8 protein-coding genes and 1 tRNA gene are annotated in these 12485 nt (G+C 50.1%); 1 reads left to right on the top strand and 8 read right to left on the bottom strand.

Going from position 1 to position 12485, the window contains the following annotated elements:
* Positions 1–10: 10 nt before the first annotated feature.
* The 4 genes from BOC67_RS20430 to BOC67_RS20445 all read right to left on the bottom strand — a co-directional run bounded on the left by BOC67_RS20430 (position 11) and on the right by BOC67_RS20445 (position 6158).
* Positions 11–3448, bottom strand: a complete 3438-nt coding sequence (locus BOC67_RS20430; RefSeq protein WP_291912978.1) for a SusC/RagA family TonB-linked outer membrane protein — start codon at positions 3446–3448, stop codon at positions 11–13.
* A 142-nt stretch (positions 3449–3590) separates the two neighbouring features.
* Positions 3591–4757 carry a FecR domain-containing protein gene (locus BOC67_RS20435; RefSeq protein WP_291912980.1) on the bottom strand — a complete coding sequence of 389 codons (1167 nt, stop codon included), beginning with the start codon at positions 4755–4757 and terminating at the stop codon, positions 3591–3593.
* A gap of 79 nt (positions 4758–4836) precedes the next feature.
* Positions 4837–5433, bottom strand: a complete 597-nt coding sequence (locus BOC67_RS20440) for an RNA polymerase sigma factor (protein ID WP_291912981.1) — start codon at positions 5431–5433, stop codon at positions 4837–4839.
* 113 nt (positions 5434–5546) lie between these two features.
* Positions 5547–6158: a bifunctional 2-polyprenyl-6-hydroxyphenol methylase/3-demethylubiquinol 3-O-methyltransferase UbiG gene (locus BOC67_RS20445; protein WP_291912982.1), complete on the bottom strand. Its 612-nt coding sequence runs from the start codon at positions 6156–6158 to the stop codon at positions 5547–5549.
* Positions 6159–6271: 113 nt separating this feature from the next.
* Here BOC67_RS20445 and BOC67_RS20450 point away from each other — a divergent pair, with 113 nt between their 5' ends.
* Entirely contained in the window at positions 6272–7375 is a 1104-nt protein-coding gene (locus BOC67_RS20450) for a Fic family protein (protein ID WP_291912983.1), read from the top strand.
* A 46-nt stretch (positions 7376–7421) separates the two neighbouring features.
* Here BOC67_RS20450 and BOC67_RS20455 read toward each other — a convergent pair whose 3' ends face one another.
* From BOC67_RS20455 to BOC67_RS20470, 4 genes are all read right to left on the bottom strand, one after another.
* Positions 7422–8531, bottom strand: coding sequence for an ankyrin repeat domain-containing protein (locus tag BOC67_RS20455; protein WP_291912986.1), 1110 nt, complete (start codon positions 8529–8531; stop codon positions 7422–7424).
* Positions 8532–8576: 45 nt separating this feature from the next.
* Positions 8577–9476, bottom strand: coding sequence for a hypothetical protein (locus BOC67_RS20460; RefSeq protein WP_291912988.1), 900 nt, complete (start codon positions 9474–9476; stop codon positions 8577–8579).
* A 202-nt stretch (positions 9477–9678) separates the two neighbouring features.
* Positions 9679–9752 (bottom strand) — tRNA-Met (locus tag BOC67_RS20465).
* Positions 9753–9870: 118 nt separating this feature from the next.
* Positions 9871–12408 carry a mechanosensitive ion channel domain-containing protein gene (locus BOC67_RS20470; RefSeq protein WP_291912992.1) on the bottom strand — a complete coding sequence of 846 codons (2538 nt, stop codon included), beginning with the start codon at positions 12406–12408 and terminating at the stop codon, positions 9871–9873.
* Positions 12409–12485 lie beyond the last annotated feature (77 nt).

The raw sequence follows: 12485 nt of genomic DNA on the forward strand, positions 1-12485 counted from the left end.
CAGCGGTGATTTAGAAAGTGGTGGTAATGTTGAAATTGATATTGCGTGCAAATGGATAGTCCAGTCCTCTTTCCACCTGGATGGTAGATAAGCGGAAGAGGTTATTCATCTGCAGGTTCAGCCTCGTGTTTTTAAAATGCCACCTGGCTGTCCATTTATCCGGTACAAGATACCCGAGGGACAAGCTTTCCATTTCCAGGTAGTTGTTCGTTTGTACGAACCTGGAAGTGGCGAGGGTAGGGCTGGTTACAGGAAATCCGTCCAGGTCGCTCAGGCCTTTGAAGTAGGTGATGTCGCCCGGTTTTTTCCACCTGCCCAGCAGCACGCGCTCATCCACGTTGAAGCGGAGGTCCGCGTTTTCCACGCGGTCGGCCAGGGTTTGGTTATACATTTTGCCGCCGTATTGATAGCTGCAATACACGCCCAGCTGTATGCCTTTCCAGCTTACATTGGTGCCCAGGTTACCGCTGACGGTTGGCAGCGCATCCCCCACAATCACTTTGTCTGCCGCGCTCCAGGTATAGGTGCGCTCTCCTTTTTTAGTGATGAAAATTTCCCTGCCGGTACCCGGGTCAATACCTGCGGAACGCACTGCCCAGATGGCGTTTACGGACTGTCCTTCCTCAAAGCGCAGTTGTGGCTTGGTCTGCAGGTTATTGTCCGTCTTATCATTATTGGCGTTCATCTTCTGCAGGGAGTTCGATATCTCCTTAATCTCATTTTTGTTGTGAATACCGTTCACGAATACACTCCAAAAAGTGGATTGCTTATCTTTCTTGATCAGGAATACATTGATATTCCCTTCCAGGCCGCGGTTTTGCAGCTTCCCGATATTCTCCTTATAGGAGGAGACGCCCACGGAAGGCGGGGTATTGATGTCCAGCAGGAGGTCGTTGGTGGTTTCCAGGTAAGCATCCAGGCGGATGATCACCCGCTCTTTCAACAGGGACACGTCCATGCCTATATTCTTTTTCATCGTCTGCTGCCAGCGGAGGTTCTGGTTGCCGTAGGAGAGCAGGGTAGCGCCCAGCATACCGAGGTAGTCGCGACTGGTAATGTATGCATAGGTGGAAGTAGCCATGTAAGGGGAGAAGGTTTGGCTACCGGTGGTACCAATGCCTCCGCGCAGTTTCAGCCGGTCTACGATGGTGCCTTTCAGGCCGCTCATAAACGCTTCTTCATGCAGGTTCCAGCCCAGGCCCAATGCCCAGAAGGGCGCAAAGCGGTTATCCGCGCCAAACTGCGTAGAGCCGTCCATGTTAAAGGAGAAGTCGGCCATATAACGGCGGTCGTAGGTATAGTTCAGGCTGCTGAACATGGACGACCTCCGCGTGATATCGTTTTTACCATTCGGCCTGGAGTTGCGCAGGTAGGTGTTTCCGAGGAAAACCTCATCCAGGTTGGTATTCGGAAATCCTCTCACGGCCATGCCGGAGGCGCGGCTGGTTTGCTCTGCTGCGCCCACCCCTACGGTAGCGAAGAAGAGGCCATCGCCAATGTTTTTGTTATAGTCCAGCGTGGCGCTTCCGTCGAAGGAGAAGAAGCTGCCATTGGTTTTATCATAGCTACCCCTTTCCAGGTAAGCCTGGGAGGTGTAATCTACGATGTTGATAAAGCTGGTATGGTCCGCCGGGAGGAACTTATCCGATTGGTCGGACTGGCTGATGATACCTAGTTTACCGGTGAATTTAAAGCCGTTGCGCAGGCGCCATTCCAGGAAGGTATTGTTGGTAAATCCAAAATATTTTGAATAGGTACGGGTGCCCAGGGTGGCATCGTACATAGGGTTAGCCACGCGGGTTCCGCCGCCATAGCCGGGTGTGGTGAGGTAGTCCAGTTGCTTCTGCACGCGGCCGTTGGAGTCATAAGGCGTCCAGTAAGGATTCAGGCGGGTGTATTGGGAGTAAGCGCCGTAGGGCGATTCGTCCGAGCGGTTGCCGGTAACGGTCAGCTGGTTGCGAACCAGCACGTTTTTGCGGCGGTAGGACAGCATCATGCCGCCTTCATAGGTCTTGCGGCCGGAGCCGATCATAACGCCGCGGTTATTCGTATAGCCGAAGTTAACGGCGTAGCGGAGGTATTGGTCGCCCCCTTCTACATAGAGGGACTGGCGGGTGCCCACACCCGTTTGTACCGGTTGCGACAGCCAGTAGGTGTTCACGCCTTTTTCTACCGCAGATCTGCGCCGGGAATACACTTCATCGTATTCCTGCTGAAAGCTGGGCGTGGAGCCAACGTACCTGCCGGCCAGCCTTTCCACTTCCAGCTTATCGGCCGCATTCAGCAGGTGGTAGGGAGTAAGGTCAGGCGCTGTTACCTGCAGGGTAGCGGAGTAATTGACGGTAAGTTTGCCAGGCTTTGGCTGTTTGGTATCCACCACGATCACGCCGTTGGCAGCACGGGAACCATAGGCGGAGGTGGCCACCGCATCTTTTAATATCGTCATCCGTTCGATGCGGTTGATGTCCAGGTCATATATTTTTTGCAGGCTCACCTCAAACCCGTCGAGGATAAAGAGGGGCATGCTGGGATTGGTTTGGTAGGCGGACATGAAGTCGGCGCCGGAAGCCGGGATCCCGCTGCTCGCGCCCTGCACGGGGAAGTTGTTTGTACCTCGCAGGCTGATTTGCGGAAGGCGATTCGGATCACTTCCAAACTGCACATTGTCCGGGATGCGCATGGCCGGGTCAAAAACCTTCAGTGCGTCAAATACGTTCATGGAGTTGACGGTACGCATTTGTTCTCCGGTTACGGAGGTAGCCACGCCGGTGAAGTTTTCCACGGGGCGTTTGAACAGGCCGGTGGTCACCACCACTTCATTAATGTTTTCAACGGCGGTCAGCAGGGAGATGTTACCCATGTCCGTTCTGCCGTTTACGGCCATTTCGCGCTTTTCATACCCGATGCTGGACACTACCAGCCAGGCGCCGTTGGGGACGTTGCGCAGCTGGAAGTTGCCGGCCCCGTCGGAGAGGGTGGCTACATTGGTACCCCGCACCAGGATTGTTGCGCCGGGGATGGGTTTCCCGCTTTCGTCCAGTACGCGGCCTTTCAAGGGCTGCTCCGTTTGTGCGGCGTTGTTGCCGGGATTGGTTTTCCGCTGGCGGATCACCACGGTGTTTTCGATGATCTCGAATTCCAGCGGCGCATCCTTGAGGCAGGCCGCCAGTGCGTCTTGCAGGGCGGTTTGTTTAAAATCTACGTTGATGCGTTTCTGTTGGCGTACTACCTGCAGGTTGTACACAAAATAGTAGTTGGTTTGTTTTTTGAACGAGCGGAAGACTTCATCCAGCGTTACGTTCTGCGCCTTCATGGTGACGCGTTGGGCATACGTGCCGGCGCTTGCAAGCATGCAAATCGTCAGTGCAAAGGCAAATGCAAATTTGCTGACGTAGTGCCGGGGCGTACGTCTTCCTTTTACAGCTTTGTGCAAAGCGGTTAAATTCATGGCTAGTGTTGGTTTAGGGCCATACGATGTCCGGAGCGGCTGGCCGCATGGCATCGGTAGACGGTAAAATGAATAGTGAAACGTTGGTTGGCGGATTGGCCTTATCCTCCGGGCCGGTTTCTGTTATGATGGTTGATGTTTGTCAGTTTTTTACGATCACCTTATTTCCCTGAATGATAAAATGAATGTTCCCTGTTTTCTCTAATAGCTCCAATACTTCTGATAGTTTTTTAGTCCGGGAGATGGTGGCTGCCACTTCATACCTGGCAATATCTCCCTGGTATTCCACTGTTGATATATCGTACCAGCGTTGCAGCTGGGTCATAATGTCTTTGATGTTGCCGTAGAATTCGAACCGGCCTTCTTTCCAGGCAACGGCTTCCCCGATGTCCACATGGCGTACCTGCAAATCGTCGTCCGCTGTGGTGATAGATTGTTGCCCGGGTTCCAGTATAATTGTTTTTTGGGGAGACGTTACCCTTACGGCGCCGGAGATCAGCGTGGTGGCTATATTGGGCTCGTCTGAATATGCCTTCAGGTTAAAGGCCGTGCCCAGCACCTGGACCTTTACATCGCCGGCGGTAACAATGAAAGGCGCATCGGCATTTTTCGCGATATCGAAATAGGCTTCGCCGCTTACCTGCACTTCCCGCTTGTCCTTTGGAAATACAACGGGGAACCGGATTTCAGAGGAGGCGTTCAGCGTAACGGTGGTGCCATCCGGAAGGGAGAGGATAAACTGCCTGCCCCTGGAGGTGCTGATGGTATTATAGGTTACCTCCGTTTTCGTATCACGGTCAGGGTTATACGAAAGCGCGCCGTTTTGCATGCTGAGTTGCAGTCCGTGCGTGGTGACGGTACCGCCGTTTTGCAGGCTGTCCAGCGAAATGGTGGCGCCGTTGGCCAGGGTCAGGGTGGCGCTGCCTTTCACAGCAGCGATGTCCTGTTTGGCGGCAATTTCCCTGGCAGCCGGTTGGGTATGTTGCTGCCAGAAATATAACCCGGCTGTGAGCAGTACAGCAATGGCGGCTGCTGCTGTCCACCTGATGCCGGGGTGTAGTTTTTGTATTTTGGGAGATGTAGGCGCTTCGTGGATACGCGCCAGCAGCCTGGCCAGGCTCTGATGTCTCAGGAACTCATGGTCTTCATTGCCCGCAAAACTTTTTTCCCTTGCGGCCCTATCTATGGCCGCTTCGAGTAATGCGGCATTGGCAGGGCTTTCCAGCATTTCGTAAAATGCGGAGCGTTCCTGCTCGGATATAGCATCCGTCAAATAGCCATCGAGTAATTGTTCAAAAGTTTTGTTCATGAAAGGCAATGATTTTGGTTGGGCCTTTATACTACCACGCAGCAAAAGGCTGATAGTCCCGAAAAAAAGTAAAGTTTTTTTAAAAAATCAGGAAAGCCCTTAACAGTAAAGGGATTCCCGTCCAGTACAGGTAACCGTTCCGGTGCAGGTAGGTGCGGATGGCATTCAGCGCGATGGTAATGGTATTGGCCACCGTTTTTTTTGAAAGGCCCGTCTGCGCGGCGATGGCTTCGTGACTGAGGCCCTGCTCCCTGCTCATGGCAAAGATCTGCTGTTGTTTTGGCGGCAGCTGCGCCAGGGCGGAATGTATGACGGCCGTGGTTTCAGCGATGGAGGCGGCCGGCAGCTCCTGTGTGGCCGCTGCGCCGGAAATATATTGTTGCAGCTGCTTTTGACGGGTAGCGTCCTTACGGAGGTGGCTGATGATTTCGTTACGGACCATTACCATAAGGTAGGGAGTAAATTCCTGGATGTCCGTTAACTGGGTGCGTTTGAGCCAGAGCTTAATAAATACTTCCTGTATAATATCCTCGGCAATGGCAGGGGATTTCAGAAATGCCAGGGCGAGTGCATATATCTCATTCCAGTAATGCTGGTGGATTTGGGCGAATGCCGTTTCATCCCCATCGGCAGTTCTTACCAGCAGTTCACCTATGCAAAAATTTTCATCCCTCATCCTGATCTTGGTTGTATCGGGGGTAAAATAGGAAAAAATTATCTTTTGGGGGAGATGAGAGTGCTGTCATGAAAGTCCGGACGGAGCCGAATATTATCGAACGGCTCCTTATGCTATTTTTGACATGCCACCCAATAAAAGGGAAAGCTTTCGGTTACGTCCCTTATCTCCATTAAACCAAATGGGCCAAATTCCGCTGTTACTGCCTCTCTATCGTAGAAGTACATGTTGACTCCGCCGAACATTCCATACCGGTCTTTGCTGATGTATTGGCCCTGGCCGTAGGTATGCGCTGCTTTGGTGATCATGGTGAATACCATGTACCCGCCTGGCTGCAGCTGGTTGTAGCAATCGCTGATCAGTTTTTTTCTTTCATTTTCATCGAGGAGATGAATGAGGGCGTAGCAAAAGATGCCATCGTATTTATCGGTATCAAACGGCATGTCAGTAACTGAGCCGTGGTAAATTTTTATATCCGGACTGTAGTGCTTGCGGGCCATCTCGATGGCGGTTTGTGAAATTTCGATGCCGGTTACCTGCATGCCGTTTTCGAGGAAGGGCTGGGCGTTGCGGCCGTATCCAATGCCGGGGATGAGGACGGATTTTACGCCGTTTTGTATGAAAAGGTCTTTGGTAAGGATGGCGGAGTGCGCGGGTTGGAGGCCCCACATTTCGTGTTTTTGGGAGAAGGCGGATTCCCAGAATTCGGGGGTGTGGTTGGGCATGGTGGAATTTTTGCAACGAAGTTACAAAAATGAGGCTAATTAACGCATTTGTTGCGGGGAATAGAAGTTTTTGCGGAGAAAATTAGTTATATTCGACGCATAAATTGCGTAGAATGTATATTTATCAGCTAAAAGACTGGCCGCATTTTCAATGGAATAGCGAGATGATTAGTCCGCTGCTGGGAGAGGTACGTCATAAACAAGGAAGGTTGCTGGGTCAAATGGAAAGCCTCGGATTTCCATTACAAGAGGAAGCCTTGTTGCTAACATTAACCGCTGACGTGCTTAAATCCAGTGAAATTGAAGGCGAGATACTGGATGCAGATCAGGTGCGTTCTTCCATTGCAAGACGTCTTGGAATAGAGATAGGCGGCCTTGTTCCCGCCGACAGGGACGTAGAAGGAGTCGTAGAAATGATGTTGGATGCAACGCAACATTACGATAAACCATTAGGAGAGCAACGGCTTTTCGGCTGGCATGCGTCTTTATTCCCCACTGGTTACAGCGGTATCCACAAAATTGTTGTTGGCTCCTGGCGGGATAATACAAAGGATGATCCCATGCAGGTGGTATCTGGTGGCATGGGCAGGGAGAAAGTGCATTTTCAGGCGCCGGATTCAGCGACCCTGCAGAAGGAGATGGATCGTTTTTTATCCTGGTTTAACAGTGATGAATCCCTGGATCCTGTAATAAAAGCAGCAATCGCTCACTTATGGTTTGTAACACTGCATCCATTCGATGACGGGAACGGACGCATAGCCCGGGCTATCACCGATATGCAGCTAGCCCGTGCGGACAAAAGCCCGCAGCGTTTTTATAGCATGTCCGCACAAATCAGGATTGAACGAAAGGATTATTACCATATTTTGGAAAAAACGCAGAAAGATTCCCTAGATATAACGGACTGGTTAATATGGTTTTTATCCTGCCTGGATCGTGCTGTGAGTGGTTCCGGTAAAATCCTGGCAGCTGTAATTCGAAAAGCCAGATTCTGGGATTATCCTAATGCGCAGTCTATAAACGACCGTCAGAAATTAATGCTGAATAAACTGCTGGATGGGTTCCACGGTAAGTTGACTTCTTCGAAGTGGGCCGTTATTACTAAAACTTCGCAGGATACTGCTGTCAGGGATATACAGGATTTGATAGAGAGAGGGTTATTGGTGAAGGAGGAGGCGGGAGGCAGGAGTACGAGCTATGTGTTGAAGGAGGAATAAGTTGATTCCATTCAATAGGTCGTACATCCTGCCAAAATCACTGTTATTACCGCAACAGCTTCACAATCTCTTCATGCCCTCTTGCCTCCGCCAAAGCCAAAGCAGTATAGCCATGAGCCGAAACATGCTTGTCAGCGCCATGCTCCAGCAAGATCGTAACGATTTCAATATGGCCCATTTCAGCGGCCCTGTGCAGCGATGTAAACCCTCGGTTATCCACCGCATTGGGATCAGCGCCGGATTGCAACAGTAAATGGAGATGCGCTATTGCATTGGACTGCACCGCATTCATCAAAGGGGTAGCGCCCTCTTCTGACCTTGCGTCTGGCTTTGCACCCAGCGCTAAAAGTTTTTTCATCACCTGGATTCCACCTGATCCTATCGACCAATGTAACGGTGTCAGGCCATCCGCGGCCATTAATTCCAGGCTTATGCCGGCATTAAACTGTTTTTCGATTTCGGCCATATTGCCTTGAGCAACCGCTAAATGCAGGAGCGAGTGGGACCGGAGAGGTCCCTTGATGGCTGGATCAAAGTTTTCATCAAAGACACCAACGTCAGCCTTGTTACCATAGGTAGAAAATGCCCATAATGCTGCATCCTGGGGCTTAATAGCTAATGCTGCCACTATTGGAGCAGGGATCACCTCACCGATAGCGTAACTGGCCAAAAGGAATTTTAAAATATTTCTGGTTAGCGCCGGGCTCTCATTATTCAGGAATTTCCCCTTAACAGATTCAATAACCAGCTTGTTTTCAACTTGCCTGGTTTTGGCAGTCACCATTACTTGCCGTAACCAGCTTCTTACAAAGATCAGGGTATCATTATGAAAATAGATAGCCCATTTATGCTCCATTGTTTCCGGCATGAACAGGACGCCAGGCGCTAACATCTTGTCAATAGGAATAATAATGTCGGTAGTAATTACAGTGTTGTCAGCTGGCTCCTGATTAACAAATGTGGTCCCATCTTCTCCATTATATGAAATGGCATTGCTTGCGCACTGCGGATCTTTGGAGGTCGCGAGCATCGCTTTGGTAACAGGGCGTAAATCTAAGAGTCTTATTCCCCAGGGATTCTGATTTGCTTCAATCCAGGGCAACGGGGTGGGTTCGGTGGGTTCTTCTTTCTTAAAAAGGTTATTGAGAAAAGACATCGGGTCATTTTTTTGCGGAGTTAAGGTAAATAAAAAATTACAATGCTATTTTTTAGGAAAGTTATCCAGCACTACTTTTACCCGGAAAAGTCTGCTTGCTCCCTTATCATTATCCGCTACCAAATCCAGTATCCAGCCGTTGTCCGAACGTCCGGAAATACAAACTCCTTCGACTTTTTCCCCTTTAAATGCCAGGTCTGATTCAGAGAGGTTAACCACCCCGTCAAGCGAGATCTCCGGATCAGTTATTTTTTTGCTGATATCATAAATCCAGCCCAGATAGCTATCGCCAATGGCGCCATCATCATAGGCATTACCGGTAGCTTCCCTGGAAAGGGTTATAAACAGGATGTCTTCTTTTTCAGCATAACATAACTCAGATACCCCGGCAAATCCTTGTATGACCGCAGGAGTAGTCAGTTTTACAATATTGATAGGCGCAGTTTCCTGCTGTTCTAAAAAATCGGGTGTTGTAATGATGAAATGATTGATGGGATTCGTTTCATTGCCGCGATTACTAAGGATAAAGTATTTGCCTGTAACCGCAGCTCCTTCGATATTTATTTCCGGTAGTGCTTTTAAGCGGTTAATAAATGGCGTGTAGGATATTTGATGGGGTTTATGTTTGTCAGGCGGAAGGTTAAATAAGATGGCTGTTTCCCGCTCTTTTGTAGCAGCAGAGCCAAGCGCCAATAGGTGCTGCTGTCCGGATTTGTCAAGGATTACAGACGTTTCCAGGTCCGGCTTTTGCGCTTTGGGAATACGTTTGTCTTTGTAATTAAAGACCTTGATGGCTGTTACATGGTTATAATTATTATCCAGGATCAGCAATTCATTAGCATCATCGCCGATAATGTACAGCCGGCCGTCATGGTAGTTGATAGCAGAGCCGGAGGGAAAGTGGCTCAGCAGCAGTGTTTTTATTAGGGTGATAATTGTTTTCATTATTGGAGTATGATGGAGTTAATAATCCCGCCTTTAACAGAAAAAATTTTCTAACCTGTAAGACTGTTCTTATAGCATTCTGAGTCGGATTCCTGAGCTTGTATGGTGTAGCTGCCTTTAACTAAAGTAATTAGAATAATAAGACATCAAGTTGTCCAAACAAAAAGGCTTTCAAGCATCTGCCTGAAAGCCTTTCTCTTCGTAGCGAGATCGGGAGTTGAACCCGAGACCTTTGGGTTATGAATCCAACGCTCTAACCACCTGAGCTACCTCGCCAAATCGTTTTGTATTTCAGCAACCATGGCTGCTTTCCCTCAAAACGGGAGTGCAAAGATAACGGCTATTAAATGAAAAATCAAAATGAATTTTCAACTTTTTTAAAAATTTTTTCCCGTCAGCTCTTTTCATCTGGTTTTTCAAAGTTACGTATAACCGATTCATCTACACTGCGTATGTGTAAATCCCGCTGTGGATAAGGTAATTCTATACCCGCCCGGTTAAACTCCTCGTAGATGTAAGCAAGGACATCGCTTTGCAGCGGCCCCGCATCGCCCAGCTCCGAAATCCAAAAGAACACCTTGAAATTGATGGAGTTGTCCGCAAACTGACTCAATAACACCACCGGCGCAGGCGTCGTAAGTATCCCGTTGCGGCCCGTAAACGCACCGTTGATAATGTCCTTCACCTGCTGCACATCGCTGCCGTAAGCCACGCCCACGGTAAAGTCCACCCGGCGGTTCCGGCTCGTCAGCGTCCAGTTGATGAGCTGCTGGGATATCAGGTCGCCATTGGGCACAATCACCTCCGACCCGTCATAGGCGGAGATCTTGCTGGACCGGATGCCAATCTCCTTCACCACGCCGGACCGGGCGCCCAGTTCTATCACATCGCCCACCTCAATCGGTTTCTCGAAAGCCAGGATGATGCCCGATACCAGGTTATTCACAATGTTCTGCAAGCCAAAACCAATGCCCACGCCCAGCGCGCCTATCACAATGGTGATCTTGTCCATCGGGATGCCGGAAGCCGAGAAAGCCAGTAATATACCGCCGGCCAGTATTGCCAGGCGTATCAGCAGCAGGGCTGATCCCAGCCTGTTCTTCTTGCCGCTGGTCTGTTGGCCCGAGGTGCCAAATAAATAGGATATTAGTTGGGAGATGATAAATGCCACCCAGATCACCAGCACGAAAACTATAATGCTACTGTAGGTAAACTCCAGGCTCCCCAGTGTTCTGCTGGTGGATAAAAAGTCCATGAGGGAGTCGTACACCGCATCGTACAAGTACAGATTGCGGGCCACCAGCACCAGCCATCCTGCGAAAGCCATTACGGTGAACAGCGTGCGGAGCTTATGCTGCACTTCCTGGTAGTCCACAAATGAAATGAAACTGCTGCTCGTTTTATTGGCTTCCACCTGCAGGTACACCGCTTCCAGCAGGATAGTAGTTACCGTGTAGAGGTTTACCGCCATCACCAGGTTCACTACTGCGCTGGAGCCGAGTATTTTCGCCAGGCTTACCCGGGCAATGATGGCCATTACCAGGGAAAACGCCGCCGTCAGCATATAGAGTACGAGCAATGGCCCTGTGTACTTTGGCTCGGCATAGGTGGACATACTTGTTTCTCTCCATAACCTCATACCCAGTATAATAGATAGCACTGCCCCCACCAGGATGCCCCATTGCTCCGCATAGGTAATCTCCACCAGCAGGTTATTTAACGAATAGAGGAACAATAACCCCATCAACAGCAGCCAGTTTTTGTACAACGCCTTTGGCAACTGGTTGCGGAACATATAGGTCATGGCCAGCATGCTGATCAGCCAGGTGATTTCCGTGTACAGCACCGGATACCGGATGGATAATACCGTGGATAAGGTACTGATAAAAAGTATCGTGCTGGCAATGGGATACCGGTAGAGGTAGCGGGAGTGGAGCAGTATCGCCTCGGATTCCTGTTCCACATGGCGGGACCTCACCCGGCGTATGTTGTAGAACGTCCACCAGCCAAATAGCACCGCTATCACCAGCCATATAAAAAATACCGGCCATTGTATGGAGAAGAACAGCCCCAGCACCCGGGTGCTTTTATGCAGGGATATCTTCACCACCTGTAAAAAGGTCAGCGGATTGATACTATCCTTATGCGGCTTCCAGATGTAGCGGGAATCCCGGTTGAACATATGCCGGGTAAACTGCTGTAGCCGGTAGTTCATGTCTTCCAGCAGATCGTTGACAACAATGTACCGGTTCGCCACCTTGTTTTGCAGCAATCCGATTTTGATCAGGTTCACGCGGTTGGCGCTGTCTACCGCCCGGAACTTCACAATGAGGTTCGAGAGCTGGCCCACATAAAAGCCGTACAACTCGTCCTCCGAAGGGATGTTGCGCATGGCCGTATCCCGCCGCAGGGAATGGATCGTATCGTTGATCTGCACCAGGCGGTCGTAATACGAAAACAGGGTGGACTGCCAGGATTCCAGCTTCCTTTCCAGCTGTTCCAGCATGATCTTGTTCGTCTGAATATCGTTCAGGTTCGGCGTGCGGGAAAGCCCTTCTATGTTGAGCCGTATGAGCGACAACGAACTGTCTACCAGGGGGAGCATCTCGCTGATGTTGGCCGTATCGAATCCCTTTTTCAGCGCGCTCATCTCCTGGTTCAATAACAAAGTATAGGTTTCTATCCGGTTGATGAGTAACGACACCGTCGTGTCTGATCTTCGTATATGCGCCTCGTTACCGGTGTCGGCAGCCAGTTTTTTCAAATTACGGCTGATGGTAGCGCTATCCGCCGGCCGCAGGGTGTCATGGGCCAGGGTGTTGATAGGTACTGCCTTCCTGCGTTGCGCCGCCGCCGGCATCAACTGCATACACGCCCAGCAGCAAAGCAGGACGTGAATAAATCTACAACGTATAATAACCTGAATGGACATATGTAATATTATCAGGAACGCTTTTTAACCCTCAAAAGTTTTGTCCGTCCCAAACATTTAAGCCTTTAGGCCGTTTA

The sequence above is a fragment of the Chitinophaga sp. CB10 genome (genome assembly GCA_001870995.2).
Lineage (GTDB): Bacteria > Bacteroidota > Bacteroidia > Chitinophagales > Chitinophagaceae > Chitinophaga.

Coding starts and splice junctions, on each gene's coding strand:
- BOC67_RS20440 (WP_291912981.1), bottom strand. CDS start 5,433: ATGAGGGATGAAAATTTTTGCATAGGTGAACTGCTGGTAAGAACTGCC.
- BOC67_RS20460 (WP_291912988.1), bottom strand. CDS start 9,476: ATGAAAACAATTATCACCCTAATAAAAACACTGCTGCTGAGCCACTTT.
- BOC67_RS20435 (WP_291912980.1), bottom strand. CDS start 4,757: ATGAACAAAACTTTTGAACAATTACTCGATGGCTATTTGACGGATGCT.
- BOC67_RS20450 (WP_291912983.1), top strand. CDS start 6,272: ATGTATATTTATCAGCTAAAAGACTGGCCGCATTTTCAATGGAATAGC.
- BOC67_RS20430 (WP_291912978.1), bottom strand. CDS start 3,448: ATGAATTTAACCGCTTTGCACAAAGCTGTAAAAGGAAGACGTACGCCC.
- BOC67_RS20445 (WP_291912982.1), bottom strand. CDS start 6,158: ATGCCCAACCACACCCCCGAATTCTGGGAATCCGCCTTCTCCCAAAAA.
- BOC67_RS20455 (WP_291912986.1), bottom strand. CDS start 8,531: ATGTCTTTTCTCAATAACCTTTTTAAGAAAGAAGAACCCACCGAACCC.
- BOC67_RS20470 (WP_291912992.1), bottom strand. CDS start 12,408: ATGTCCATTCAGGTTATTATACGTTGTAGATTTATTCACGTCCTGCTT.